Source organism: Streptomyces sp. NPDC048185 (assembly GCF_043202495.1).
Lineage (GTDB): Bacteria > Actinomycetota > Actinomycetes > Streptomycetales > Streptomycetaceae > Streptomyces.
Map to the genome: position 1 here is coordinate 203,899 of NZ_JBIDAN010000009.1, position 25,531 is coordinate 229,429.

Here is a 25,531-nt window from a genome sequence, read left to right on the forward strand (position 1 = left end):
GTCGGCTGTGTCCTTTGACACGGCCGGCTCCGGCGTTCATAACGTTTCGGCAGAGGAATCGGGTGGTACCGCCACAGCTCGCGGTCGATCGGTGTCACTGCGCGCACGAACGGCCCGTCTTTTGACGGGCCTCGCTCTTTATGACCGTTTTATCTAGGGCTTACATCACGTGTAACCGCCTCGTTCCACTGTTTGGAAGAGCGCAGGTCGTCGTGCTGAAATGCGAGAACTGCCCAATGGTCAAAGACGTACTCAGCAGTAGCACGTACTCGATGGCGAACTGGGCGCTGATACACAGCGGCACGACGTAGGTGCCGACCGCCGAGAGGTTGTTGGTCGAGTGAGGCGAAGCAATAACAGTCCCGAGCCATCGGCCCGGGGCAACTTCACCCCGCCGCCGCGCGCAGCGGCGCCCGCCCCCGTGCCCGCCCCGGAACCCACGGCCGCGCCCGCCCCGAGCGGCGGCCGTTTCTCCCCGCGCAACTGGCGGGTGACCACCCGGCTGAACGCGATCCTGCTCCTCCCCGTGCTGGTCGGCCTCGTCATGGGCGGCTTCCAGGTGAAGAGCTCGATCGACACCTGGCAGGACGCCGAGGACGCCGAGAACACCGCACGTCTGGTGCGCGCCTCCCTCGGTTACGCCAACGCCCTCTACAACGAGCGCGACATGACCGCCGCGCCGCTGCTGCAGGGCAAGGGCGAGAAGGACGAGACCGTCACCCAGGCCCGCCGGGCCACGGACGAGGCCGCCGACACCTTCGACGAGGCCGCGCAGGCCATGCCGGGCAAGGACGGTCTGGAGCGCCGGCTGAAGGTGTTCCGCGAGCAGGAGCCCAAGCTCCAGACGCTGCGCGTGGCCGCCTACACCTCCAAGCTCAAGGGCGTGGAGACCGAAGAGGGCTACACCGGCATCGCCCACCCGCTGATGGAGTTCGCCAACGAGCTCGGTCTGGGCACCGGCAACATCACCTCCTACGGGCGTACCGTCTACGCGATCTCCCTGACCAAGGCCGCGCTCTCCCTGGAGCGCTCCATCGGCATGCACATGCTGGTCAAGCCGGGTCCGGAGCCGAGCCACCTCGCCAGCCAGCGCGTCGCCCTCTCCTCGTACGCCTACCTCGAGCGCATCGCCATCGAGGAGTACATCGGCGGCGGCACCGAGGCCGACGCCAAGAAGCTCGAGGACGCCGAGGCGAAGCTCAAGGAGGACGGCGCGGCCATGGCCAAGGAGGCCAAGGCCAAGGACCCGGACTACGTGGCGCCGCCGGCCAACCCGACGACGATGATCTCCGAGCTGGCCGGGCTGGACTCCACGGACGCCGGTGCCCGCGCCGAGCTGGCCGGGCAGGGCATCACGCCGGAGAACTGGTGGGCGGTCAACACCCTCAAGTTCGACGCCTACAGCAAGATCGAGTCGGACATGGCCGACAAGGCGGTGTCCGAGGCCTCCGCCATCGCCGACGACGCCGAGCAGGACACCTACATCACCGGTGCCGTCGTCGTCATCGCGCTGCTCGCCGCGTTCATCCTGGCCGGCATGGTGGCCCGCCAGATGAGCCGCTCCATGCGCCAGCTGCGCAACGCCGCCTTCGGCATCGCCGAGCAGCGGCTGCCGACGCTGGTCGACCAGCTCTCCCGCACCGACCCGGGCCGGGTCGACACCCGGGTGGCCCCGATCCCGATCAACTCCACCGACGAGATCGGCGAAGTCGCCCGCGCCTTCGACCAGGTGCACCGCGAGGCGGTCCGCCTCGCCTCCGAGCAGGCCCTGCTGCGGGGCAACATCAACGCGATCTTCACCAACCTGTCGCGCCGCAACCAGTCGCTGATCGAGGGCCAGTTGAGCCTGATCACCGACCTGGAGAACAACGAGGCCGACCCCGACCAGCTGGAGAACCTCTTCCGGCTGGACCACCTCGCCACCCGTATGCGCCGCAACGGCGAGAACCTCCTGGTCCTCGCCGGCGAGGAGCCCGGCCGCCGCTGGGACCAGCCGGTCCCGCTGGTGGACGTGCTGCGCGCGGCCTCCTCCGAGGTGGAGCAGTACGAGCGCATCGAGCTGTCCGGCGTGCCCGAGGCCGAGATCCACGGCCGGGCCGTGACCGACCTCGTGCACCTGCTCGCCGAGCTGCTGGAGAACGCCACCACGTTCTCCTCCCCGCAGACGAAGGTCCGCGTCACCGCGACCCGGCTGCCCGACGGGCGCGTGATGGTCGAGATCCACGACAAGGGCATCGGCCTGACCGCCGAGGACTTCGCGGACATCAACCACAAGCTGGCCAACCCGCCGACCGTGGACGCCGCGATCTCGCAGCGCATGGGCCTGTTCGTGGTCGGCCGGCTGTCCGACCGGCACGGCATCCGCGTCCAGCTGCGCCCCTCCGGGGAGCAGGCGGGCACCACCTCGCTGGTCATGCTCCCGGACGCCATCACGCACGGCGGCGGCGGCGAGCAGCAGATGCAGCGCGACGAGTTCACCGTCTCGCAGATCATCCCCGAGCAGAACTTCCGGGGCGAGAGCTTCGGCCAGGTCGGCCAGCCCATGCGGACCGCGGCGGAGCTGGGCTTCGACGACAGCCGCTACACCGAGGTCCCCGACGACATCCGCGAGCTCGACCCCGTCGGCCGCTCCCTGATGCGCGAGGAACGCCGCGCGGCCCTGGAGGCCCAGGCCCAGCCCGAGCTGCCCGGTCCGGCGGACGCCGACGGGCACGAGAACGCCGATGCGGCCGGTTACCCGGACCAGTTCACCGGGCAGCAGCCGGTCTACGGCCAGGGCGGTTACCAGGAGCAGCAGACCGGCGCGTACGACCAGCAGTCGTCGTACGCCGATCAGCAGCAGGCGTACGAGGAGCCGCGGCAGGCGTCGTACGAGGAGCAGTACTACGCGCCGAACGGCGGCCTGCCCCAGGGCGACGACTACGCGTCGAACGGCGGTTACGCCGGCCCGTCCTACGCGGAGCCGGGCCCGAACGGCCACCAGCCGGCCGGGTCCGGCGTCCAGGAGCCCTACTCGGCCTTCGAGCAGCGGCGTCACCAGGACGACTGGCCCCAGCAGGACGGCTACCGGAACGGCTACCAGGACCAGTACGCTGCGGAAGCCCCCGAGGCGGAATCCGCGCAGGCCGCTGACGTGGCCGACGCGGACCGCGTAGGCTTCGACCGTCCGGGACCGGCCTCCTCCGCCGCCCACCGGCTCACCGACGCCGGCCTCCCGCGCCGCGGTTCCACCGCGGGCGGCCCGGGCGACGCGAGGCCCGTGGACCACGAGGCTCCGGCTTCGGCGCCGGCGGACGGCCCCGGCGACTGGCGCTCGGCCAACGACGAGCGCTGGCAGCAGGCCTCGCAGCTGCGCAAGCCGAAGGCGGGCGGGGTGACCTCCTCCGGCCTGCCGCGGCGGGTCCCCAAGGCCAACCTGGTCGAGGGCGCCGCCGAAACGACTCCCCAGGGGGGCCCACAGGTCTCCCGCGCCCCGGAGGACGTCCGGGGCAGGCTGAGCAACCTGCGACGCGGCGTCCAACGAGGCCGCACCGCAGGCAGTGAAACGAACGGCCAGGACACAAGGAATGAACACCGTGGTCCTGACAGCACCTACAACCAGGAGCGTTAGTGTGAGCCCGATGAGCCAGGCGGCACAGAACCTGAACTGGTTGATCACCAACTTCGTGGACAACACCCCGGGGGTGTCCCACACGGTGGTGGTCTCCGCCGACGGACTCCTTCTGGCGATGTCCGAAGGGTTCCCGCGCGACCGCGCCGACCAGCTCGCGGCCGTCGCCTCCGGTCTGACCTCGCTGACCGCCGGTGCCTCGCGCATCTTCGAGGGCGGCAGCGTGAACCAGACAGTTGTGGAGATGGAGCGGGGATTCCTCTTCATCATGTCCATCTCCGACGGTTCCTCGCTCGCGGTTCTCGCACACCCGGAGGCGGACATCGGCCTCATTGGGTACGAGATGGCCCTTCTGGTGGACCGTGCGGGCACGGTCCTGACGCCCGATCTGCGGGCCGAGCTCCAGGGCAGCCTTCTCAACTAAAGGACAGACGGTGCGTTTTGGTGTCCCGTGGCCGTAAAGTTTCGGGACGCGGCTCCACAGTGATGGATGCCAGGCACAGTCGGAGGAGGAGAAAGTGGCAACACCCCCAGGCGGTCCGTCTTCGGGCAACTGGTCGTACGGCCCTGCGCAGGGCCAGAACGACGGCTCGGCGAACGGGTACGGCTTCCCCTCCGCCCCGAGCCACCGGCAGCCGTACGCGCCGCAGGGCCCCGGCCCTTCGCCGTACGACCAGCCGCACGCTCCGCGCATCCAGCCCGTGCAGCCGCAGCGCCGCACCCCTGAGCCGGCGCCCGCGGGCGCGTCGAACAACCCCCTGGTGCGTCCGTACGCCATGACGGGCGGCCGCACCAGGCCGCGGTACCAGCTCGCCATCGAGGCACTGGTGCACACCACCGCGCAGCCGCACCAGATGCAGGGCCAGCTGCCCGAGCATCAGCGGATCTGCAACCTCTGCCGGGAGATCAAGTCGGTGGCCGAGGTCTCGGCCCTGCTGACCATCCCTCTCGGCGTGGCCAGGATCCTCGTCGCCGACTTGGCGGAGGCGGGCCTGGTCGCCATCCATCAGCCCGGCGGCGACGAGAACGCCGGCGGCCAGCCAGACGTGACACTGCTCGAAAGGGTGCTCAGTGGACTTCGCAAGCTCTAGCGGAGGGCCTTCCCGCTCCACCACGTCCGCGAAGATCGTGGTGGCTGGCGGTTTCGGCGTGGGCAAGACCACGTTCGTCGGCGCCGTCTCGGAGATCAACCCGCTGCGCACCGAGGCCGTGATGACATCCGCGTCTGCGGGTATCGACGACCTCACCCACACCGGGGACAAGACGACCACCACGGTCGCCATGGACTTCGGCCGCATCACGCTCGACCAGGACCTGATCCTCTACCTGTTCGGCACGCCCGGCCAGGACCGCTTCTGGTTCATGTGGGACGACCTGGTGCGGGGCGCCATCGGCGCGGTCGTGCTGGTCGACACGAGGCGTCTGGCCGACTGCTTCCCGGCCGTCGACTACTTCGAGAACTCCGGGCTGCCGTTCGTCATCGCCCTGAACGGGTTCGACGGGCAGCAGCCGTACAACCCGGACGAGGTCCGGGAGGCACTGCAGATCGGTCCGGACACGCCGATCATCACGACGGACGCGCGGCACCGGGCCGACGCGAAGTCGACGCTGATCACTCTCGTGGAGCACGCCCTGATGGCCCGCCTCCGCTAGCAGCTCCGCCGTCTGCGGCTCAGCCTGCCGCCGTCTGCGGGTCCGCCTGCCACCGCCTGCGGCTCAGCCTGCCGCCGTCTGCGGGCAGTCGTGCCGCTGGGGCGGCACGGGTGGGCGCAGGCGGCACCCCGCAACGCCGGGTTGCGACACGCCCCCTGCGGCCACCGTGCTGCCGGGGGCTGTTTCGTCGCCGGGTGCGGGTAGTTCGTGGCTGGTCGCGCAGTTCCCCGCGCCCCTAGGTGGGTTGACCAGCCCGGCGTTAGACAGAAGCCCCGCGCCCTGGGTGGGCTGACCTGCCCGGTGATGGGCCGGAGCCCCGCGCCCTGGGTGGGCTGATCGGCCCGGTGGTGGGCCGGAGCCCGATACGCGTTGAGGCCCCCTCCTGTGTGGAGGGGGCCTCGAACGTGTGGGCTGGGGTCAGCGCCAGCTGTGGGGGGCTCGGAAGCCGGGCTCGCGCTCCAGGCGGCGCCAGCCCGCGCGGACGCGGCCGCCGCCGTGGGTCGGGGCGATCTCGGCGGGGCGGGCGGCGGCGCGGGCCAGCAGGAGGGCCGTGATGGCGGCGACCTCCTCGGGCCCGGCGTGGCCCTTCTCGACGCGGATGTCGGGAGTGGTCATGGGAGTGGCTCCTCGGGTCACTGCGGCGGGTTGCCGTGCTTGCGGGAGGGCAGGTCGGCGTGCTTGGTCTGCAGCATCGCCAGGGAGCGGACGAGGACCTCGCGGGTCTCGGCGGGGTCGATGACGTCGTCGACGAGGCCGCGTTCGGCCGCGTAGTAGGGGTGCATCAGCTCGGCCTTGTACTCCTTGACCATGCGCGCCCGCATGGCCTCGGGGTCCTCGGCGCCGGCGATCTGGCGGCGGAAGATGACGTTGGCCGCGCCCTCGGCGCCCATCACGGCGATCTCGTTGGTCGGCCAGGCGTAGGTCAGGTCGGCTCCGATGGACTGCGAGTCCATGACGATGTAGGCGCCGCCGTAGGCCTTGCGCAGGATCAGCGAGATGCGGGGGACGGTGGCGTTGCAGTAGGCGTAGAGCAGTTTGGCGCCGTGGCGGATGATGCCGCCGTGCTCCTGGTCGACGCCGGGCAGGAAGCCGGGCACGTCCAGGAGGGTGACGATCGGGATGTTGAAGGCGTCGCACATCTGCACGAAGCGGGCGGCCTTCTCCGACGCCTCGATGTCCAGGACGCCGGCCAGGGCCTGCGGCTGGTTGGCGACGATGCCGACGACCTGGCCGTCCAGGCGGGCCAGCGCGCAGATGATGTTGCGGGCCCAGCGCTCATGCACCTCGAGGTACTCGCCGTCGTCGACGATCTCCTCGATCACCTTCGCCATGTCGTACGGCCGGTTGCCGTCCGCCGGGACCAGGTCGAGCAGGACGTCCGAACGGCGGTCGGCCGGGTCGGAGCACTCGTGACGGGGCGGGTTCTCCCGGTTGTTCTGCGGGAGCAGGGAGAGGAGGTAGCGGACCTCGGCGAGGCAGGTCTCCTCGTCGTCGTAGGCGAAGTGGGCGACCCCGGAGGTCTCGGCGTGCACGTCGGCGCCGCCCAGGCCGTTCTGGGTGATCTCCTCGCCGGTGACCGCCTTGACGACGTCCGGGCCGGTGATGAACATCTGCGAGGTGTCGCGGACCATGAACACGAAGTCCGTCAGCGCCGGGCTGTAGGCGGCGCCGCCCGCGCACGGGCCGAGCATCACCGAGATCTGCGGGATGACCCCCGAGGCCCTGGTGTTGCGCTGGAAGATGCCGCCGTAGCCGGCCAGCGCGCTCACGCCCTCCTGGATGCGGGCGCCGGCGCCGTCGTTGAGGGAGACCAGCGGGGCACCGGCCGCGATGGCCATGTCCATGATCTTGTGGATCTTCGTGGCGTGGGCCTCGCCCAGCGCACCGCCGAAGATGCGGAAGTCGTGCGCGTACACGAAGACCGTGCGGCCCTCCACCGTGCCCCAGCCGGTGATCACACCGTCCGTGTACGGCTTCTTCGCCTCCAGCCCGAACCCGGTCGCCCGGTGCCGGCGCAGCTGCTCGACCTCCCGGAAGGAGCCCGCGTCCAGCAGCAGCCCGATCCGCTCCCGCGCGGTCAGCTTGCCCTTGGCGTGCTGCGCCGCCGTGGCCTTCTCGCCCGGCCCGGCCAGAGCCTGGGCACGGATCTCGTGCAGTTCGGCCACTCGCCCGCGCGCGTCCGTCGGCTCACCCGGCGCCTCATCCAAAACGGTCATGTAGCGACTCTACGAAGCGGACCGAGGAATGCGAGCCGTCGACTCCGTACAGTCTCCGGCGTGTTTTCCTGGTAGCACTGAACAGAACCTCGACGGCATGCAGCCGTTTCGACTGCTCAGGGGCCGTTGGCCTTGTAGGGGTCGCACAAAGCCGTCAGCTGAGAGTCACCTCACATTCGTGGGTGGTACATACCACCCCTGGAGTGACACGGAGGCGCAGTCGGCGGCCCGTGGTGACGATCTCGACCGACTCGTCGGCGCTCACGACACCCCGCACCGGATGGTCCCAGACGATCTCCAGGGGCGCGCCCGTGCGCGGCGGCTCGCTCACGCAGAGCGTAGCGGTACGGCCCCGGCGCCGGACCAGCACGCTTGCCCCCGCCGTCGCGGTGAGCGGGCCGGCCGTGCCGGGCTGCCAGAAGTTCGCCGCCGTCAGGCCGAGCGAGGGGACGGCGACGGCCTGGCACCGGTCGTCGTTGGCGAGGACCGTCATCCATCCGCGGTCGGCGGCCCGCCGGGCGACCGTCCGGCGGGCCGCCCCCGGCATGAGGACGTAGACGTACCCGGCACCGTCGGGGTCCGTGCCGTGGTCCAGCCAGAGCGTCTGCCAGCGGCGGGTGCGGCGCTCGGTGGTGCTGGTGGTGTTGATGTCCGACCAGGCACCGGTGCGGTCCTCGCGCAGGGTCCGCAGGCCGCCGTCGGGCACGATCCAGCCGCCGTGCCCCTCCAGGTGGGCCCAGTCCCGGCCGCGGGCGAGGGCCTGGGTGCCGCCCTCCCCCAGGTTGCGGTTGTCGACGACCGTCTCGACGGGGACACCGTCCGCGCAGGTGATGCCCGCGCCCAGGCAGACCACGGCGTCGGCGAGGAAGTACCAGGACTTGCGGGCCTCCAGGGTGGAGCCGAGCCCCTTGAGGTGCTGGCCGACGGCGGCGTACTCGCCGTCGGTGGTGCCGCCGACCCAGCGCACGTCGGGCTTGGGCGCGCCCCACTCGCCGCCCGCCCGGTCGGGGAGCCGCCGGGTGGAGACGGTGGTGCCGGGCAGGCGGTACCAGTCGACGGTCGGCCAGAACCAGTCGGTGTACTGGTCGGACGGGCTGCCCTCGGCCCACCAGGTGAGCATTCCGGAACCCGTGTGCCAGCCGCGCGGGTTCTCGCCGTTGCCGCACTCGTAGTGGGCGATGCGGTCGCTGGCCATGGCGAGGCCCGCGGTGAAGGCGGGCCGGCGGTGCACGGCGCGGTCCATGGCGGCGTAGAGGTGGTGCCCGGCGGGCTCGGGCGCCGCTTCGACGGGCGCGTCGGCGACGGCCCGCAGCCGTGCCAGGTCGGCCACCCCGAACTGGGGCGCGGTGAGGACGGGCGTGACGGTGTCGCGGGCGATCCAGCCCTTGATCCGCGCGTGCCAGCGGTCGCGCTCGGCCTCGCTCGCGCCGCCCGCGAGGACCGCCATCGCCGCGATGAGCTGCTGCCCGTGGAAGTGGTCGCTGCGCATGACGTGCAGGTCGTCGCTCGCGAGGTATCCGCGGCTGAGCGCGCGCCCGTTGACGCAGTCCATGACCAGCCCGTCGTGGACGAGCGGTGCGTAGGCGCGCTCGACGCTGTCGAGGACGATCTGCCGGCCCCGATCCGTGACCTCCCACTCCGACCCGGCGAGCAGGGCGAACAGCCGGCCCAGCCCGTCCAGCATGACCTGGCCGTACGTGCCCGAGTAGGCGATCCAGGTGTGCTGGACGAACGATCCGTCGGCGTAGAGGCCGTCGCCCTCGGTGACGTACGGGAAGACGGGCGAGAGGGCGTCGCGGGCGAGGGCGATCTTGGCCGGGGCGCGGCCCAGGATGCCGCGCAGGGCGACGGAGCGGCACAGGTCGACGCGGTTGGCGCCGGTGGAGGTGCCGGTGTAGTCGCCGAGCATCGTGTCGGGGACGAAGTGGTCGACGGCGGCGCAGGCGGCGTCGACGCGCTCGGCGCCGAGGCGGTCGTACAGGGCGGCCGTGATGTCCATGAGCAGGCGCGGACTGCCGATCTGCCACTCCCACCAGTTGCCGTAGCGGGCGGTGGCGGGGTTGTAGACGGTGGCGGCGAGGTGGTCGAGGCCGCGCAGGACGTCGGCGAGGAGGGCCGCGTCGCCGGTGGAACCGGTGCCCTGCTGGACGTACGCCTGCGTCATGGTCCACAGCCGACCGTAGCTGAAGGTGATGCCGGCGGGCGGGTCGAAGGGGTGGCCGGGCCACAGCGACGTCGGGGTGGGGGCCATGGCGGCGCGGAAGGCGCGGGCGCGTGCGCCGGTCTCGGCGAGGCGGGAGGCGTACGGCTCGGCGGCCGGGTCGTAGCCGGAGCCGAGGGCGATGTCGAGCCAGCGCCGCCGGAGAGCGGTGAACGGGTCGTCCGCGGCCGTGGCGGGGACGGCGAGCGACGGGCCGAGACCGGCGGCCAGGGCCGCGGCGAGCAGGACGGTGCGTCGGGTGGGAGCGGCTGGATTCCGGTGCGCGCGGTGCCACGGAGAGGTCATGCTCATGCCGTCTATCACGTCCGCGCCGGCCGGGAAAGAGTGCCGCACGGAGTGATCCTTTCGAGAAACTCCGCGGATGATGTTGAATATTGAACAGAATGGGTCTACGGTCGTTCCCGTTGGACTGATTGAACATTCAACGAAAACCAAGGAGAACGTCATGGGCCTCTTCGGCAACAAGTCCGCCGCTCCCGCCGCCACCGCTACGCCCGCCGCCGTCAATCCGGACCTGGCCGCCCTGACCGGCGACTACGTGATCGACCCGTCCCACACCACGATCGGTTTCGTCGCCCGGCACGCCATGGTCACGAACGTCAAGGGCAAGTTCCTCGACTTCACCGGCACGCTGCACCTGGACGGCGCCGCCCCGGCCGACTCCACCGCGTCCCTCGACGTCACGATGGACAGCATCGACACCGGGTCCGCCGACCGCGACGGCCACCTGAAGAGCGCGGACTTCTTCAAGACGGACGAGTTCCCCACGATGACCTTCCGTTCCACCAAGGCGGAGGCCCTCGGCGGTGACGACTACCGCATCACCGGCGACCTGACGATCCTCGGCACCACCAAGCCGATCACCATCGACCTGGAGTTCAACGGCGCCGCCAAGGACCCGTTCGGCAACGAGCGCGTCGGCTTCGAGGGCAAGGCGGAGATCCTGCGCTCCGAGTGGGGCCTGACCTGGAACGCGGCCCTGGAGACGGGTGGCGTCCTGGTGTCCGACAAGATCAAGCTGAACTTCGACATCTCGGCGATCAAGCAGGCGTGAGGCCCCCGGCCCCCTCGGGAGCGGTGAAGTCCACGTCGGCGGCGGCCCGGACCCGGATACGGCGGCCGGGCCAGCCGATCATCCGGTAGATCGCGTTGGCCTGGGCGATCGAGCGGTCCGCCGGGACGAGGTCGGCGTCCCCCTCACCGCGCAGCGAGGTGGTGTGCCCGTCGGACACGACGACCAGGTCGTAGCCCCGGCTCAGCGCCTGACGTGCCGTGGTGTCCACGCAGACCTCCGTGGCGAAGCCGGTCACGATCAGCTCGGTGACGCCGAGGGCCTTCAGCGTCCCGTCGAGACCGGTCCCCAGGAAGCTGTCGGGCGTCGTCTTGTCGACGACCGTCTCCCCCTCGCGGGGCGCCAGTTCCGGCACGACCCGCCACCCCTCGGTGCCGGGCACCAGTTCCTCGTCCCCCTGCCGCACCGTCACCACGGGCACACCGGCGGCCCGGGCCCGTGCGCTCAGCCCCGCGATCGCGGCGACGGTCTCCGCGGCCCGGTGGGCGATGCCCATCAGCGCGTTCTGCATGTCGATGACGAGGAGGGCGGAGCACTGCGGCATGAGGTCACGTTAACCGCTCGTGCCGCGGCGGGAAACGGGCTAACCTGCCCTGCGTGAACAGCCCCGAAGCATCCAGACTCCGGCCACCGGCTCTCCGGTGGCCGTTGCCGATGTCGGACTGAGGGGCGCGCTCCGCGCGTACCCGGGGTCGTCGTCGTGACCGCCGCCGGACGGCCGTCCGCCGTGTCGTGTCGACGTCGACTTCCGGGGTGCGGAGTTTCTTCATGCCGTTCGCTCTTCTTCTGCTGGGCCTTGCCGTATTCGCCCAGGGGACATCCGAGTTCATGCTGTCCGGGCTGGTGCCGGACATCGCGAGGGATCTACAGGTCACCGTCCCCGCGGCGGGGGCCCTGACCTCCGCCTTCGCGGTGGGGATGGTCGTCGGGGCGCCGCTGATGGCGGGGCTCGCCCGGCGGTGGTCGCGGCGCGGGGCCCTGCTCGGGTTCCTGGCCGTCTTCCTCGCCGTCCATGTGGTGGGTGCCGTCACCGACAGCTTCGGGACGCTGCTCGTCACCCGCGTGGCCGGTGCGCTGGCCAACGCCGGGTTCCTGGCCGTCGCCCTGGTGACCGCCGCCGGCATGGTGCCGCCGCAGGCCAAGGGACGGGCCACGTCCGTGCTGCTGGGCGGGGTGACGCTGGCCTGCGTGGTCGGGGTGCCCGCCGGGGCGCTCCTCGGGCAGGTGTGGGGCTGGCGGTCGGCCTTCTGGGCGGTGGCCCTGCTGTCGGTGCCCGCCGTGATCGCCGTCGCCCGGTCGGTGCCGGCCGGGGCCGCCGATGCCGGCGCTCCCCCGCTGCGGGGTGAGCTGGAGGCCCTGCGCGGGCCCCGCCTGGCGGCCACGCTGCTGCTGGGGGCCCTGGTGAACGGGGCGACCTTCTGCACGTTCACCTACCTGGCGCCGCTGACCACCGAGGTCGGCGGGCTGGACGGCGCGTGGACGCCCGGGGTGCTCGCGCTGTTCGGCGCGGGGTCGTTCGTCGGGGTCAGCGCCGGTGGACGCTTCGCCGACCGGCGCCCGGGCCCGGTGGTGACGGCGGGCGGGGCCGCGCTGTGCGCCGGGTGGGCCCTGCTCGCGCTCGGCGCCGGGCACCCGGCCCTCGCGCTCGGGCTCGTCTTCGTGCAGGGCGCGCTGTCCTTCGGCGTCGGGTCCACGCTGATCTCCCAGGCCCTCTACGCGGCGCCGGGCGCGCCCACGCTGGCGGGCGGTTTCGCGACGGCCGCGTTCAACGTGGGCGCGGCGCTGGGTCCGTGGGCCGGGGGTGCGGCGATCGGCGCGGGGTTCGGTTACCGGTCGCCTGTGTGGGTGAGCGCGGCCCTCGCGGCCTGCGCCACCGCACTCGCCCTCGCAGCCCCGATCACGAGCACGGCCCGGCGGCGCCCTGAGCGGGCCTGACCGGGCATCGCCGTGCGGCGGGCGCGGGAGGACGCGGCAGTCGCCGTCCGCGCCCTCCCGCGAGCGCGGACGGGCGCGGGCCTCGCGGCCTGCGCCGCCGCACTCGCACTCGCACTCGCTCGCGGCCCCGATGGCGGGCACGGCCCGGCGGCGCGCGACGCGGGCCTGACCCGGAGCACCGGCAGCCGGCGAGCGCCGACAAGCGCGGCGGTATCGGTCACGCCGTCCGGCGGGCGCGGACGGACGCGACAGTCGTCCGTCATCGCCCGCCGGTCGGCGCGGGCGGACACGGGGAGCCGTCGTCGTCGCCGGTCGGCGCGGGTGGGGGCCGGCTCAGAAGCCGCCGCCGAAGTCCCCTCCCCCGCCGAAGTCGCCGCCGCCGAAGCCGCCGCCGAAGTCGCCGGGGTCGAAGTCGCCGCCGGACACGTCACCCCCGTCGTAGCCGCCGAAGTCGCCGTACCCGGCGCCGTAGTCGGCCGCGTACGTCGGGGTGGCCATCATGCTGCCCAGCAACGTGCCGACCAGCAGGCCGGGCAGGATGCCACCGCCGAAGTAACCGCCCGCCCAGGGGCCGTAGGCCGGGCCCGCGTCCCAGTACGGGCGGCGGCCGTAGTCGGTGTCCACCTCGCGGACCATGGGTTCCCGGCCGTCGGACAGGCGGGCCCGGTCGGCCGCGCACACCGGCACCTCGCGGGTGGCGCCGCCCGGCGGGGTCCAGGTGGCGTCGGCGACGGACGGGCCGTGGCGCGGGTCGAAGAAGCACGGCGGGCGGCGCTCGGGCAGGGGCCTGCCCTCGCGGCGGGCGGAGAGCTGCGCGAGGGAGAAGCGGCCGTCCTCCAGTGCCTCCGTGACGGCCCGGACGTCCTCCGGCCGGCGGGCGTCCGCCATGTACGTCTTGGCCTGGTCGTAGGCGTCCAGGGCGCGTTCGTAGTCGGCGCGCATGGCGTCGTCCGCGCGGGGCTCGGCGGGGTGGAAGTCCAGGCGGTCGAGTTCCTCGCCGAACGCCGTGATGTCCTCGTCGACCACCACGCGCAACCGTTCCAGCGCGGCCCGCTGCTCCGCCTCGCGGCGGTGCCGGTTGCGCCGCACCAGCGCGTAGGCACCCGCGCCGCCGACCACCACGACCGCGCCGGCGCCGATCAGCGCCCCCGTCGAGACGGTGGAGCCGCCCGAGTCCCAGGAGGCGGGTGCGGAGCCCCGCACGCTGCGCAGCGCGTCGTCCACGAAGTCGTTGAGCTGGGCCTTGGGGTCACCGGCGCCCTGCACGGCCGTGACCAGGTTGTTCACTCCCTGGCGGCTCAGCACACTGCTGTCGGCGCGCGCGTCGAAGCGGTCGCCGAGGCGGATGCCGTACAGGCCGGTGACCCCGGTCTCCGTGCGGAGGTTCTGGAAGAGGTTCTGCGTCGGGTAGTCCGACGGCAGGACCGCCACGAAGACCGGCTCGTCCGCGCTCTCGATCTTGTCGGCGAGCGCGTCCGCGTCCGCGTCGGACAGGAGGTCGGAGGCGGCCGGGTCCACGTAGACGGGACTCTCGCGCAGGGCCGCGCCGATCTCGGACACGTCCGTGGCCGCGTGGGCTCCGGGCGCACCGGCCATCAGCGCCGCGAGGGCGGCGACGACCGGCACGACCAGCAGGCGTATGAGGACTTGCATACGGACGTCCTTCATACGTTCGAAAGTACCCGAATCCCCCTCAATGAGACTTCAGTAAGGGGGCGGAAACCCTCGCTCACCGGGCCGGTGCGACCCCCGCGCGCAGCAGGCCGTACGTGTACGCGTCCTCCAGCGCCTGCCAGGACGCGGCGATGACGTTGTCCGCGACGCCGACCGTGGACCACTCGCCCGTCCCGTCGGACGTGGAGATGAGGACCCGGGTCGTGGACTGGGTGCCGTGCACGCCCTCCAGGATCCGGACCTTGTAGTCGACCAGGTCGAGCTTGGCGAGCTCCGGGTAGATCTTCTCCAGGGCGACCCGCAGGGCGCGGTCCAGGGCGTTGACCGGGCCGTTGCCCTCGGCCGTGGCGACGATGCGCTCGCCCTTGGCCCACAGCTTCACGGTGGCCTCGTTGGCGTGGGTGCCGTCGGGGCGGTCCTCGACGATCGCGCGCCAGGACTCGACCTCGAAGTACTCCAGCCGCCTGCCCTCGGCCTCCGCGCGCAGCAGGAGCTCGAAGCTCGCGTCGGCGGCCTCGTACGTGTAGCCCTTGAGCTCGCGCTCCTTGACCCGCTCGACGACCCGGCCGACGAGTTCCCGGTCGCCGCCGAGGTCGATGCCGAGCTCCTTGCCCTTGAGCTCGATGGAGGCGCGGCCGGCCATGTCGGAGACCAGCATGCGCATGGTGTTGCCGACCAGCTCGGGGTCGATGTGCTGGTACAGGTCCGGGTCGACCTTGATCGCGGAGGCGTGGAGGCCGGCCTTGTGCGCGAAGGCGGACACGCCGACGTAGGGCTGGTGGGTGGACGGGGTGAGGTTGACGACCTCGGCGATGGCGTGGGAGATCCGCGTCATCTCGCGCAGCCGGCCCTCGGGCAGCACCTTCTTGCCGTACTTCAGCTCGAGGGCGGCCACGACCGGGAACAGGTTGGCGTTGCCGACGCGCTCGCCGTAGCCGTTCGCCGTGCACTGGACGTGGGTCGCGCCCGCGTCGACCGCCGCGAGGGTGTTGGCGACCGCGCACCCGGTGTCGTCCTGGGCGTGGATGCCGAGCCGGGCGCCGGTGTCGGCCAGCACCGTGGCGACCACGGCCTGGATCTGCGCCGGGAGCATGCCGCCGTTGGTGTCGCACAGGACGACGACGTCGGCGCCCGCCTGGGAGGCGGCCCGGACGACGGCCTTCGCGTACTCGGGGTTGGCGCGGTAGCCGTCGAAGAAGTGCTCGCAGTCGACGAAGACCCGGCGGCCCTGGGCCTTCAGGTGGGAGACGGTGTCCGCGACCATGGCCAGGTTCTCGTCGAGCGTGGTGCGCAGCGCCAGTTCGACGTGCCGGTCGTGGGACTTGGCCACCAGCGTGATCACCTGGGCGCCGGACTCCAGCAGGGCCCTGACCTGGGGGTCCTCGGCGGCGGTCGTTCCGGCGCGACGGGTGGAGCCGAAGGCGACGAGCTGGGCGTGCCGGAAGTCGATCTCCTCCTGGGCGCGGGCGAAGAACTCGGTGTCGCGGGGGTTCGCGCCGGGCCAGCCGCCCTCGATGAAGCCCACGCCGAAGTCGTCCAGGTGCCGTGCGATGGCCAGCTTGTCCGCGACCGTGAGGTTGATGCCCTCGCGCTGCGCGCCGTCGCGCAGGGTGGTGTCGAAGACGTGGAACGAATCGTCGAGTTCGCTGGTTGCGGTCATGATCTGAAGGCTCCTGTATGGGATCTCGGTCTACCGGAATGACCGGCTCCACCATCCATCTATGATCCCTCGCGCTCTCTTCCCGGCTTGGGGTGGGCCAGGAAAACGAAAAACCTCTCGCGGGTGCGAGAGGTCTGCGCGCGGGTCGAGGACGACGGTGTCCACCCGTACCTGGTCGTACGTGGTGGTCACTGCGGACCGGCGCGCCTGCTGCCAATAATCATGGCGAACGAGAGCACGGGGGAAGTCTGGCACAGTCCCTCCCCGTTCTCACCGTCCGTCTCAGGATGCGGGCGGAGCGCGTCCGCGTCAGGACCGGGCGTAGAGGCCGTCGGTGAGGAACTCCCCCACGTGGCCGAGGACCTGCTCCCGATCCGTCCCGCGCAGCCCGATCGCGACGTGGATGGCGAAGCCGTCGAGGAGGGCGCGCAGCCGGGCCGCGAACCGGTCGGGGTCGACCGGGCGGAACTCGCCGCGCGAGACGCCCTCGGCGAGGAGGGCGACGAGGTCGCGGTGCCAGGCTCCCTCGATGGCGGCCTGCCGCTCGCGGGCGGCTGATTCGACGGCAGCGTTCTGCGAGCGGTTCCACACCTCCAGCCACAGCGTCCAGTGCGGGTCGCGGTGGCCGTCGGGCACATAGAGGTCGACGTAGGCGTCGAGGCGTGCCCGGGCCGTGCCGGTCCGGGTGAGCAGGCGGGCGCGCTCCGCGCCGAGGCGGCCCTCGCTCCACTCCAGGGTGCGCAGCAGCAGCTCGTCCTTGGAGTGGAAGTAGTAGAGGAGGTGCCCGCTGCTCATGCCGACCTCGCGGCCGAGCGCGGCCATGGTGAGCTTCTCCAGGCCGCGTTCGGCGATCATCTCCATGGCGGCGGCGAGCACGTTCTCGCGCGGCGGGGCCTGCCTGCGCCCACCACCGGCCATGTCGCTGCTCCTAGATCCTCGGCTGCTGCTGCGTGATGCAGTGGATGCCTCCGCCGCCCGCGAAGATCGTACGCGCGTCCACCAGGGTCACCGTGCGCTCGGGGAACAGGCGGCGGAAGATGCCCGCCGCGAGTTCGTCGTTCGGGTCGTCGAAGGCGCAGAGCACGACGCCGTCGTTGCACAGGTAGTGGTTGATGTACGAGTAGTCGACCCAGTCGCCCTCCTCGTCCTTCAGGACGGTCGGTGCGGGGATCTCGACGACCTCCAGGCGGCGGCCCCTGGCGTCGGTCTGGCCGCGGAGGATGTCCAGGTACAGCTGCGAGCGGGCGTGGTCGGGGTGGCGGGGGTCGCGCTGGCTGTGCACGACGACGGTGCCCGGCCGCGCGAAGGCCGCGACGATGTCGACGTGGCCCTGGGTGCCGTACATGCCGTAGTCGCCGGCCAGGCCGTGCGGGAGCCAGATCGCCTTGGTGGTGCCGAGCTTGGCGTGGATCTCCGCCTCGACCTCCGCGCGGGTCCAGCCGGGGTTGCGGCCGGAGCCGAGCTGGACGGTGTCGGTCAGCAGGACCGTGCCCTCGCCGTCGACGTGGATCGCGCCGCCCTCGTTGACGAGCGTGCTGCCGAGGACGGGGACACCCGCGAGATCCGCGACATGACGGCCGATCTTGGAGTCGTGCTCCCAGCGGGCCCAGTCCTGGGCGCCCCAGCCGTTGAACACCCAGTCCACGGCGGCCAGGCCGCCCTGCCCGTCCGTCACGAAGGTCGGGCCGATGTCCCGCATCCAGGCGTCGTCCAGCTCGCGCTCGACCAGCTCGACGTCGGGGCCGAGCAGCTCGCGCGCGGTGTCGCCCTGGCCGGGCCCGTGCACCATCGTCACCGGCTCGAAACGGCGCACCGCGCGGGCGACGGACGCCCAGGCCGCCCGGGCCTCGGCAAGCTCCTCGTCGTTCGTGAACGTCGGGTTGGGGCCGGGCCAGGCCATCCAGGTGCGTTCGTGCGGGGCCCACTCGGGGGGCATGCGGAAGGTCATGAAGGTGTCCCAGGAGGTCAGAGGAAGTAGAGACGGTTGAGGGAGACGGAGTCGGCCGGTTCGGAGCGCAGCGGGTCGCCGTCGAGGGTGACCAGGCCGGTGCGCTGGTCGACGTCGACCTGTCCGGTGCGGGAGTTCAGGCGCAGGTCGGCCGGGCCGATGCCGCGGGTGCCGCGTACGGCGACCCTGCGGCGGCGGGTCGGCATGGTGTCGCTGCCCTGGTCGAGGGCGGCCTGCGCGACGAAGGCCACCGAGATGTCGGCCGGTGTGGCGCCGTGCGCGCCGAACTGCGGGCCGAGGACGAGGGGTTCGCAACTGTCGGTGGCCGCGTTCGGGTCGCCGACCACGCCGTAGGCCGGGAAGCCGGACTTGAGGACCAGCTGCGGCTTGGCGCCGAAGTACTCCGGGCGCCACAGGACGATGTCGGCGAGCTTGCCGACCTCGATCGAGCCGACCTCGTGGGACAGCCCGTGGGCGATGGCGGGGTTGATGGTCAGCTTGGCGATGTAGCGCAGGACGCGTTCGTTGTCGTTGTCGTCGCCGGGGGCGCCGAACTCGGCCTTCATCTTGCCGGCCATGGCGAAGGTACGGCGGACCGTCTCGCCGGCCCGGCCCATGCCCTGCGCGTCGGAGGAGGTGATGCCGATCGCGCCCAGGTCGTGCAGCACGTCCTCGGCGCCCATGGTCCCGGCGCGGATGCGGTCACGGGCCATGGCGGCGTCGCCCGGCAGGTCGGTCTTGAGGTCGTGGACGGAGACGATCATGCCGTAGTGCTCGGCGACGGCGTCCCGGCCGAAGGGCAGGGTGGGGTTGGTGGAGGAGCCGATGACATTGGGGACGCCCGCCATCTTCAGCACGTTGGGGACGTGTCCGCCGCCGCAGCCCTCGATGTGGAAGGCGTGGATGGTGCGGCCCTCCAGGACGCGGAGGGTGTCCTCCACGGAGAGGCACTCGTTCAGGCCGTCGCTGTGCAGGGCGACCTGGACGTCGTGCTCCTCGGCGACGCGCAGCGCGGTGTCGAGGGCGCGTGTGTGGGCGCCCATGTCCTCGTGCACCTTGAAGCCGGACGCCCCGCCCTCGGCCAGGGCCTCGACGAGCGGCGCCTCGTGCGACGAGGAACCCCGGCCCAGGAAACCGATGTTGACCGGCCAGGCGTCGAACGCGCCGAACGCGTGTTTCAGGGCCCAGGGCGAGTTGACGCCGACGCCCCACACCGGGCCGAACTCCTGGCCGATGACCGTCGTCACGCCGGACGCGAGCGACGCCTCCATGATGCGCGGGGAGAGCAGGTGGACGTGGGTGTCGACGGCTCCGGCGGTGGCGATGAGGCCCTCGCCGGACACGATGGACGTGCCCGTGCCGACCACGACGTCGACGCCGTCGAGGGTGTCGGGGTTGCCGGCCCGGCCGATGGAGCAGATCCGGCCCTCGCGGATGCCGATGGAGACCTTGCGGATCCCCTGCGCCGCGTCGATCACGACGACGTTGCTGATGACGACGTCGCAGGTCTCGCGGACGGCGGCGGCCTTGAGGTGCAGCCCGTCGCGGGCGGTCTTGCCGAAGCCGGCGAGGAACTCGTCGCCGTGGCGCTGGGCGTCGGACTCGACGCGGACGGTCAGTCCCGAGTCGCCGAGACGGACGCGGTCGCCGGCGCGGGGGCCGTGGGTGGCGGCGTACTCGTACGGGGTGAGGCGGCGGGCCTCGGCGGGGTGGCCTCCTGGGCGGCTCATCGCTCTCCCTCCTGATCGGGTGTTTCCGTGACGCCGAGGTAGCCGCAGGCGGCGGCCCGGCGCAGGGCCTCCTCCTTCGCGCCCGGCGCGTCCAGCGGGCCGTCGACCAGACCGGCGAACCCGATCGCGACACGGCGCCCGCCGATCGGCACGAGCCCGACCTCGGCGCTCTCCCCCGGCCCGAAGCGGACGGAGGACCCGGCGGGCACGGCCAGGCGCATGCCGTAGGCCCGCTGCCGGTCGAAGTCCAGGCGCGGGTTGGCCTCGAAGAAGTGGAAGTGGGAGGTGACGGAGACGGGGACGGTCGCGGTGTTGGTGACCGTCAGCCGGATCACCGCCTCGGGGTCGGCGTGCTGCGGGCCGGGCAGCAGCGCGCCCGGGGCCCGCTCCCCCAGCCCGCCGCCGATGGGGTCGGAGACGACCGCGAGCCGGGAGCCGTCGTCGAAGACCGCCTCCACGTGCACCTCGGTGACGACGTCCGCGACACCGGGCAGCACGTCCTCGGGCCCGAGCACGGACCGGGCGCGCTCGATGGCCTCCGCGAGCCGGGCACCGTCGCGGGCGGCCTCGCAGACGGTGTCCGCGATCAGGGCCGTCGCCTCCGGGACGTTGAGCCGGAGCCCTCTGGCCCGGCGGGCACGGGCCAGTTCGGCCGCTCCGAAGAGCAGCAGCCGGTCACGTTCCGTGGGAGTCAGTCTCACGACGCGGCACCTCCTTGCCTTCCACGCGTTAGAGCATCACTCTAAACGCCGAGCACATGGATCGGAAACGTTGACGGACAGCCTTGGTGGACGTCACATTGAACGTCGCTCTAAACATCAGGCGGCCGTCGAAGGAGACCAGCCATGCCGATAGAACAGCGCGGTGTCGACACCATCCCCGAAGCCGAACGCACCAGCGGGCCCCGGGACCTGGTCTCGATCCTGCTGGGGTCCAACCTCTGCCTGGGCGTGATCGTCTTCGGCTGGCTGCCGCCGTCCTTCGGCCTCGACTGGTGGGGCTCGGTCAGTTCGGTGATGGCGGGAACGGTCGTCGGCACGCTGTTCACGGCCCCCCTCGCGCTGGTCTCGCTGCGCACGGCGACCAACCTGTCGACCTCGTCCGGCGCCCAGTTCGGCGTGCGCGGCCGGCTGGTGGGCTCGGTGGTCGGGCTGCTGCTGGCCCTCGGCTACACCGCGCTGACCGTCTGGATCGGCGGCGACGTCATGGTGGGGGTGCTCGGGCGGCTGTTCGGGCTGCCGGACGGCGGGGCCTCCTACGCCGTGGTGTACGGGCTGCTCGCGGCGGCGACCGTCGCGGGCGCGGTCTACGGCTACCGGGTACTGCTCGCCATGTCCCGGGTGCTGGCCTTCGGCATGACGGCCCTGCTGGTGCTGGGCGTGCTCGCCTACGCCCCCGACTTCACCACCGCCGCGCTGCCGGACGCGGGCGGCTATCTGCTGGGCGGGTTCTGGCCGACCTGGCTGCTGTCCGCCGTGGCCGCCGGACTGTCCGGGCCGATCGCCTTCATCACGCTGCTCGGCGACTACACCCGCTACATCTCCCCGGCCCGCTTCTCCTCCCGCCGCGTCCTGCACGCGACCTGGCTGGGGCTGCTGCTGGGCCTGCTGGTGCCGCAGCTCTTCGGCACCTTCACGGCGTACGCGGCGCGCGCCGCGCTGGACTACGCGGGCCCGCTGGTCGACGCCTCCCCCGGCTGGTACCTGGTCCCGCTGCTGCTCGCCGCCTCCGCGGGGTCGGTCGGCAACGCGGGTCTGATGCTGTACTCGATGGGCCTGGACCTGGACGCCATCCTGCCGCGCGCCTCCCGGGCGCGGGCCACCTGCACGGTGGCGGTCGTCGCCACGGTCTGCGTCTTCGCCGGGCACTACGCGTGGGACGCGCAGTCGGCGATGACGTCGTTCGTCCTGCTGCTCACGGCCATCGGCACGCCCTGGGCGGTCATCACCCTGATCGGCTTCGTCCGCTCCGGCGGGCAGTACGACGCGGACGCGCTGCAGGTCTTCAACCGGCGGGCGCGGGGCGGCGTCTACTGGTACCGGGCGGGCTGGAACGTCCCGGCCACGGTCGCCTGGGCGGCGGGCGCGCTCGTCGGCGTACTGGCGGTGTCCCTGCCGGCGTACGAGGGCCCGCTGCTGGCGTTCACCGGCGGGGTGGACTGCAGCTTCCTGCTGTCGGGGCTGGTGGGCGGGGTGGTGTACGTGCTCTCGACGCGGGGCGCGGTGGCGTCCGCGACAACGGAGCCCATCGCCCACACGCCCGAGCCACAGGGCGAACGCGCCTAGCCACACCTCCGGGAGGCCGCCGAGGCCCTCCGCACCCGCCCGGGCCACGCTCCGGACACGCCGCACGCAGGGCGCGGGGCCCGCTTCCCGGCCGACCGAGCCGCACGCGGGGCCGCCTGCTTCCCGGCCGACCGAGCCGGACGCGGGGCAGGGGCGCTGGGCCCGCTTCCCGGCCGGGCGAGCCGGGCGGTGGACGCGTGCAGCGCGCGTCGCGTCCCCGGTGCCGGGGGCCGGCCCGGTGGGCCCGGTGTGTCCGCTTCTCGGCCGACCGCGTCGGGTGGTGGCGGGCACGGGCCGGGGAACCCGGCGGTGCCCCCGGCGGGGCCCGCACCCGGACCCCCGGTGCCGGGCGCCTTACGCCAGGCGGTGCATCCAGCCGTGCTTGTCCTCGACCGTGCCCCGCTGGATGTCGAGCAGCGCGGCCCGCAGACGCAGCGTCACCTCACCCGGCTCGCCCCCGCTCTGCTTCCACTCCGCGCCGCTGCGCTTCACCGTGCCGACCGGCGTGATCACGGCCGCCGTACCGCAGGCGAAGACCTCCGTGAGGCTGCCGTTCTCCGAGTCGCGCTGCCACTGGTCCACCGACACGCGGCCCTCCTCGGCCTCGTAGCCGAGGTCGCGGGCGACGGTGAGCAGGGAGTCACGGGTGACGCCCTCCAGGATGGAGCCGGTGAGGGACGGCGTGATGATCTTGTCCCCGTACACGAAGTACAGGTTCATGCCGCCCAGCTCCTCGACCCACGTGCGCTCGATGGCGTCGAGGTAGCAAACCTGGTCGCAGCCCTTCGCTGCGGCCTCGGCCTGCGCGAGCAGCGACGCCGCGTAGTTGCCGCCGGTCTTGGCGTCACCCATGCCGCCGGGGACGGCGCGGACGCGGTCCTCGGAGACCCAGATGGAGACCGGCTTGACGCCGCCCGGGAAGTACGCGCCGGCCGGGGAGGCGATGACGATGAAGAGGTACTCGTTGGCCGGCTTCACGCCCAGGCCGACCTCGGTCGCGATCATGAAGGGGCGCAGGTAGAGGGACTCCTCGCCGCCGTGCGCCGGCACCCAGTCCTGGTCCTGGCCCACCAGCGCGTCACACGCCTCGATGAACGTCTCCACCGGCAGCTCGGGCATGCCGAGGCGGCGCGAGGACGCCTGGAAGCGCTGCGCGTTCTTCTCCGGGCGGAAGGTGGCGACGGACCCGTCGGGCCGGCGGTAGGCCTTCAGGCCCTCGAAGATCTCCTGCGCGTAGTGCAGGACCATGGTGGCCGGGTCGAGGGAGAGCGGGGCGTACGGGACGAGCTGGCCGTCGTGCCAGCCGCGGCCCTCCGTCCACTTGATCGTCACCATGTGGTCGGTGAAGTGGCGGCCGAACCCCGGATTGGCCAGGATCGCCCCCCGCTCGGCGTCGGAGAGCGGGTTGGCGGACGGCTTGAGCTCGATCGTGGGCGTCGTCATGGATTGATGTCCTTCACCGGTTGTCGTGACGGGCCGCGTTCACGCCCGTACGGCCGGTGGCCGGTGCTAGGACGTCCGAGCATTCCCTCATGTCGCGGCTTCGCGTTCGATTATCGCGCGCGGGCGGCGACGGATGAAACAGGGTGAATGCGGCCCAGGGTTCGATGGTCGCACCTGGCGGACGCAGCAGAAAGCCGCCGGGTGCCTTGGTTTTCGGACCCGGCGGCTTCGAAAGGTGTGGTTTCGCGTGCGCGGCCCGGTCAGCCGGCTACTCGTACGGCGAGGGCGTCGCCGATCTCGGAGGTGCTGCGGGCGGGCTTGCCGACCCGCTCGGCGAGGTCGGCGGCGACGGCCTCCTCGATCCGGGCCGCCTCGGCGTCGTGGCCGAGGTGGCGCAGCAGGAGGGCGACGGACAGGACCGTGGCGGTCGGGTCGGCCTTGCCCTGGCCGGCGATGTCGGGCGCGGAACCGTGCACCGGCTCGAACATCGAGGGGAATTCGCCGGACGGGTTGATGTTCCCGCTCGCGGCGACGCCGATGCCGCCGGAGACGGCCGCGGCGAGGTCGGTGATGATGTCGCCGAACAGGTTGTCGGTGACGATCACGTCGAAGCGCTCGGGCTGCGTGACGAGGTAGATCGTCGCCGCGTCGACGTGCATGTACTCCGTAGTGACCTCGGGGAACTCCTCGGCCACCTTGTTGAAGACGTTCGTCCACAGGTGACCGGCGAAGGTCAGCACGTTGTTCTTGTGGATCAGCGCGAGCTTCTTGCGGGGGCGGGCCTGGGCGCGGGCGAAGGCGTCGCGGACGACGCGCTCGACACCGTAGGCCGTGTTGACGGAGACCTCGGTGGCGACCTCGTGGGGGGTGCCCTTGCGGATGGTGCCGCCGTTGCCCGTGTACGGGCCCTCGGTGCCCTCGCGGACGACGACGAAGTCGATCTCCGGCTGGCCGGCGAGCGGGGTGGCGACACCGGGCAGGAGCTTCGACGGACGGAGGTTCACGTGGTGGTCGAAGGCGAAGCGGAGCTTGAGCAGGAAGCCGCGCTCCAGCACGCCGGACGGCACCGACGGGTCGCCGATCGCGCCGAGCAGGATGGCGTCGTGCGCCTTGAGGGCGTCGAGGTCGGCGTCGGTGAGGGTCTCACCGGTGGCGTGGTACCGCCGGGCGCCGAAGTCGAACTCCTTGGTCTCCAGCTTCACATCCTGCGGAAGGACGGCGGAGAGGACCTTCAGACCTTCGGCCACGACCTCCTGGCCGATGCCGTCACCCGGGATCACTGCGAGATTGATGCTGCGAGACATGACCGCACCCTACCCCTCGTCCCACGGGATGACATGCGGCGTCCGGCATGCGGACACCGCAGGCGTCACCCCGGGTCCCGCCCGTGCTCAGTGGCCGGTGGAGCCGCCGTTGTCCCGGCGGTCGAGGGCGCGCTGGAGGGCGGCCGCGGCGTTCTTGCGGTCGGAGTCGCTGGTACGGGAGGTGTGGCGGACTCGGCGGCGGACGGTCGTCTCGGCCATGGGGAATCGACTCCTTCGACGCAGATGCGGAGTGCGGAATGGGGGTTACGAGACGCCGGAAGGGGCGGGGAGCCGTGGGCCGCAGGGGTTGCCTGCACGGTGCCCGGCTCACGACCGCCATTCGCTTGATCGAGCGAGACGTTCGGCTCCTACAAAAGTAGGGGAGCGGCGCGCTTCTGTCTGCACAATTACTCGGACTTCCTACTATCTGAGACGGCCGAGCGGGTCACCCGGCGCCGACCTGCGGTTTCGCGTGAGCACGGCGTCCACACGACTGATCCTGCGCACGGCGTGTGGCATCGCGTTCCGGGCGCGGGAACGGTGAGGGCATGAGCGACACGGCCAGAGCACTTCTCGAGGGCGGCCCGCAGGATCTGCCCGAACGGGTCGTCCCGATCACGACCCCCGGTGAAGACCTGAAGATCGAGCTGCGGAACGGCTACGAGCACTTCAGGCCCACCGACCGCCGGGCGGACACACCGGAGGGCAGGCTCCGGGTGTACGAGTGGTGGGAGCGGACCGAGATGCCCGGCTAGACCCCCGGGCACGCGGACGGGCCAG

At 72.1% G+C, this 25,531-nt stretch carries 21 protein-coding genes; 8 read left to right on the forward strand and 13 right to left on the reverse strand.

Translation table 11 applies throughout. The annotated features are described in order from the left end of the window. Nucleotides 1–340: 340 nt before the first annotated feature. From ACGF3H_RS25770 to ACGF3H_RS25785, 4 genes are all read left to right on the forward strand, one after another. The gene (locus ACGF3H_RS25770; RefSeq protein WP_362489074.1) at nt 341–3,610 is read left to right on the forward strand and encodes a nitrate- and nitrite sensing domain-containing protein; all 3,270 of its coding nucleotides are present in this window, start codon (nt 341–343) and stop codon (nt 3,608–3,610) included. Nucleotides 3,611–3,620: 10 nt separating this feature from the next. Continuing rightward, entirely contained in the window at nt 3,621–4,034 is a 414-nt protein-coding gene (locus ACGF3H_RS25775) for a roadblock/LC7 domain-containing protein (protein ID WP_004983065.1), read from the forward strand. Between the two features lie 94 nt (nt 4,035–4,128). Then, nucleotides 4,129–4,701: a DUF742 domain-containing protein gene (locus ACGF3H_RS25780; protein ID WP_189233023.1), complete on the forward strand. Its 573-nt coding sequence runs from the start codon at nt 4,129–4,131 to the stop codon at nt 4,699–4,701. Then, nucleotides 4,682–5,263: an ATP/GTP-binding protein gene (locus ACGF3H_RS25785; protein ID WP_026243582.1), complete on the forward strand. Its 582-nt coding sequence runs from the start codon at nt 4,682–4,684 to the stop codon at nt 5,261–5,263. The genes ACGF3H_RS25780 and ACGF3H_RS25785 overlap by 20 nt, the downstream gene beginning before the upstream one ends. A 417-nt stretch (nt 5,264–5,680) precedes the next feature. Here the strand turns inward: ACGF3H_RS25785 and ACGF3H_RS25790 are convergent, their stop codons facing one another. The 3 genes from ACGF3H_RS25790 to ACGF3H_RS25800 all read right to left on the reverse strand — a co-directional run bounded on the left by ACGF3H_RS25790 (nt 5,681) and on the right by ACGF3H_RS25800 (nt 9,985). After that, nucleotides 5,681–5,878, reverse strand: coding sequence for an acyl-CoA carboxylase epsilon subunit (locus ACGF3H_RS25790; RefSeq protein WP_362489071.1), 198 nt, complete (start codon nt 5,876–5,878; stop codon nt 5,681–5,683). A gap of 17 nt (nt 5,879–5,895) precedes the next feature. Beyond that, nucleotides 5,896–7,479 (reverse strand): acyl-CoA carboxylase subunit beta, encoded by a 1,584-nt coding sequence (locus tag ACGF3H_RS25795; protein ID WP_362489069.1) that lies wholly within the window; start codon nt 7,477–7,479, stop codon nt 5,896–5,898. A 154-nt stretch (nt 7,480–7,633) separates the two neighbouring features. Further along, nucleotides 7,634–9,985 (reverse strand): polysaccharide lyase 8 family protein, encoded by a 2,352-nt coding sequence (locus ACGF3H_RS25800; protein ID WP_362489297.1) that lies wholly within the window; start codon nt 9,983–9,985, stop codon nt 7,634–7,636. Nucleotides 9,986–10,145: 160 nt separating this feature from the next. Between ACGF3H_RS25800 and ACGF3H_RS25805 the strand changes: the two genes are divergently transcribed. Further along, entirely contained in the window at nt 10,146–10,754 is a 609-nt protein-coding gene (locus ACGF3H_RS25805) for a YceI family protein (RefSeq protein WP_362489067.1), read from the forward strand. Here ACGF3H_RS25805 and ACGF3H_RS25810 read toward each other — a convergent pair. After that, on the reverse strand, nt 10,741–11,316 hold the full coding sequence (locus tag ACGF3H_RS25810; protein WP_362489065.1) for a cysteine hydrolase family protein: 576 nt from the start codon (nt 11,314–11,316) through the stop codon (nt 10,741–10,743). The genes ACGF3H_RS25805 and ACGF3H_RS25810 overlap by 14 nt on opposite strands. A gap of 224 nt (nt 11,317–11,540) precedes the next feature. Here ACGF3H_RS25810 and ACGF3H_RS25815 point away from each other — a divergent pair, with 224 nt between their 5' ends. Continuing rightward, nucleotides 11,541–12,707: a Cmx/CmrA family chloramphenicol efflux MFS transporter gene (locus tag ACGF3H_RS25815; protein ID WP_362489063.1), complete on the forward strand. Its 1,167-nt coding sequence runs from the start codon at nt 11,541–11,543 to the stop codon at nt 12,705–12,707. A gap of 333 nt (nt 12,708–13,040) precedes the next feature. Here the strand turns inward: ACGF3H_RS25815 and ACGF3H_RS25820 are convergent, their stop codons facing one another. From ACGF3H_RS25820 to ureA, 6 genes are all read right to left on the reverse strand, one after another. Further along, entirely contained in the window at nt 13,041–14,375 is a 1,335-nt protein-coding gene (locus tag ACGF3H_RS25820) for a hypothetical protein (RefSeq protein ID WP_362489061.1), read from the reverse strand. Nucleotides 14,376–14,436: 61 nt separating this feature from the next. After that, nucleotides 14,437–16,041, reverse strand: a complete 1,605-nt coding sequence (gene cimA, locus ACGF3H_RS25825) for a citramalate synthase (protein ID WP_362489060.1) — start codon at nt 16,039–16,041, stop codon at nt 14,437–14,439. Nucleotides 16,042–16,350: 309 nt separating this feature from the next. Beyond that, on the reverse strand, nt 16,351–16,959 hold the full coding sequence (locus ACGF3H_RS25830) for a TetR/AcrR family transcriptional regulator (protein WP_362489058.1): 609 nt from the start codon (nt 16,957–16,959) through the stop codon (nt 16,351–16,353). Between the two features lie 10 nt (nt 16,960–16,969). Next, entirely contained in the window at nt 16,970–17,989 is a 1,020-nt protein-coding gene (locus tag ACGF3H_RS25835) for an agmatine deiminase family protein (RefSeq protein ID WP_362489056.1), read from the reverse strand. A 17-nt stretch (nt 17,990–18,006) separates the two neighbouring features. Next, nucleotides 18,007–19,719 carry an urease subunit alpha gene (locus ACGF3H_RS25840; RefSeq protein WP_362489054.1) on the reverse strand — a complete coding sequence of 571 codons (1,713 nt, stop codon included), beginning with the start codon at nt 19,717–19,719 and terminating at the stop codon, nt 18,007–18,009. Continuing rightward, nucleotides 19,716–20,420, reverse strand: coding sequence for an urease subunit gamma (gene ureA / locus ACGF3H_RS25845; protein ID WP_362489052.1), 705 nt, complete (start codon nt 20,418–20,420; stop codon nt 19,716–19,718). The genes ACGF3H_RS25840 and ureA overlap by 4 nt, the downstream gene beginning before the upstream one ends. A 144-nt stretch (nt 20,421–20,564) precedes the next feature. Here ureA and ACGF3H_RS25850 point away from each other — a divergent pair, with 144 nt between their 5' ends. Further along, nucleotides 20,565–22,004 carry a cytosine permease gene (locus ACGF3H_RS25850; protein ID WP_362489050.1) on the forward strand — a complete coding sequence of 480 codons (1,440 nt, stop codon included), beginning with the start codon at nt 20,565–20,567 and terminating at the stop codon, nt 22,002–22,004. Nucleotides 22,005–22,358: 354 nt separating this feature from the next. Here the strand turns inward: ACGF3H_RS25850 and ACGF3H_RS25855 are convergent, their stop codons facing one another. The 3 genes from ACGF3H_RS25855 to ACGF3H_RS25865 form a co-directional block, all read right to left on the reverse strand. Then, nucleotides 22,359–23,447, reverse strand: coding sequence for a branched-chain amino acid aminotransferase (locus tag ACGF3H_RS25855; RefSeq protein ID WP_362489048.1), 1,089 nt, complete (start codon nt 23,445–23,447; stop codon nt 22,359–22,361). Between the two features lie 260 nt (nt 23,448–23,707). Then, the gene (locus ACGF3H_RS25860; RefSeq protein ID WP_362489046.1) at nt 23,708–24,751 is read right to left on the reverse strand and encodes a 3-isopropylmalate dehydrogenase; all 1,044 of its coding nucleotides are present in this window, start codon (nt 24,749–24,751) and stop codon (nt 23,708–23,710) included. Between the two features lie 87 nt (nt 24,752–24,838). Beyond that, nucleotides 24,839–24,970: a hypothetical protein gene (locus ACGF3H_RS25865; protein WP_077799388.1), complete on the reverse strand. Its 132-nt coding sequence runs from the start codon at nt 24,968–24,970 to the stop codon at nt 24,839–24,841. Between the two features lie 329 nt (nt 24,971–25,299). On the opposite strand from ACGF3H_RS25865, the gene ACGF3H_RS25870 reads away from it, so the two are divergent. Further along, the gene (locus ACGF3H_RS25870) at nt 25,300–25,506 is read left to right on the forward strand and encodes a DUF5988 family protein (RefSeq protein ID WP_362489044.1); all 207 of its coding nucleotides are present in this window, start codon (nt 25,300–25,302) and stop codon (nt 25,504–25,506) included. The last annotated feature ends 25 nt before the right edge of the window (nt 25,507–25,531 follow it).

Bases quoted from the DNA above. Each gene is read 5' to 3' on its own strand.
- ACGF3H_RS25775 (WP_004983065.1), top strand. From the start codon at position 3,621: ATGAGCCAGGCGGCACAGAACCTGAACTGGTTGATCACCAACTTCGTG.
- ACGF3H_RS25790 (WP_362489071.1), bottom strand. From the start codon at position 5,878: ATGACCACTCCCGACATCCGCGTCGAGAAGGGCCACGCCGGGCCCGAG.
- ACGF3H_RS25795 (WP_362489069.1), bottom strand. From the start codon at position 7,479: ATGACCGTTTTGGATGAGGCGCCGGGTGAGCCGACGGACGCGCGCGGG.
- ACGF3H_RS25800 (WP_362489297.1), bottom strand. From the start codon at position 9,985: ATGACCTCTCCGTGGCACCGCGCGCACCGGAATCCAGCCGCTCCCACC.
- ACGF3H_RS25805 (WP_362489067.1), top strand. From the start codon at position 10,146: ATGGGCCTCTTCGGCAACAAGTCCGCCGCTCCCGCCGCCACCGCTACG.
- ACGF3H_RS25810 (WP_362489065.1), bottom strand. From the start codon at position 11,316: ATGCCGCAGTGCTCCGCCCTCCTCGTCATCGACATGCAGAACGCGCTG.
- ACGF3H_RS25815 (WP_362489063.1), top strand. From the start codon at position 11,541: ATGCCGTTCGCTCTTCTTCTGCTGGGCCTTGCCGTATTCGCCCAGGGG.
- ACGF3H_RS25820 (WP_362489061.1), bottom strand. From the start codon at position 14,375: ATGAAGGACGTCCGTATGCAAGTCCTCATACGCCTGCTGGTCGTGCCG.
- cimA (WP_362489060.1), bottom strand. From the start codon at position 16,041: ATGACCGCAACCAGCGAACTCGACGATTCGTTCCACGTCTTCGACACC.
- ACGF3H_RS25830 (WP_362489058.1), bottom strand. From the start codon at position 16,959: ATGGCCGGTGGTGGGCGCAGGCAGGCCCCGCCGCGCGAGAACGTGCTC.
- ACGF3H_RS25835 (WP_362489056.1), bottom strand. From the start codon at position 17,989: ATGACCTTCCGCATGCCCCCCGAGTGGGCCCCGCACGAACGCACCTGG.
- ACGF3H_RS25840 (WP_362489054.1), bottom strand. From the start codon at position 19,719: ATGAGCCGCCCAGGAGGCCACCCCGCCGAGGCCCGCCGCCTCACCCCG.
- ACGF3H_RS25850 (WP_362489050.1), top strand. From the start codon at position 20,565: ATGCCGATAGAACAGCGCGGTGTCGACACCATCCCCGAAGCCGAACGC.
- ACGF3H_RS25855 (WP_362489048.1), bottom strand. From the start codon at position 23,447: ATGACGACGCCCACGATCGAGCTCAAGCCGTCCGCCAACCCGCTCTCC.
- ACGF3H_RS25860 (WP_362489046.1), bottom strand. From the start codon at position 24,751: ATGTCTCGCAGCATCAATCTCGCAGTGATCCCGGGTGACGGCATCGGC.
- ACGF3H_RS25865 (WP_077799388.1), bottom strand. From the start codon at position 24,970: ATGGCCGAGACGACCGTCCGCCGCCGAGTCCGCCACACCTCCCGTACC.
- ACGF3H_RS25870 (WP_362489044.1), top strand. From the start codon at position 25,300: ATGAGCGACACGGCCAGAGCACTTCTCGAGGGCGGCCCGCAGGATCTG.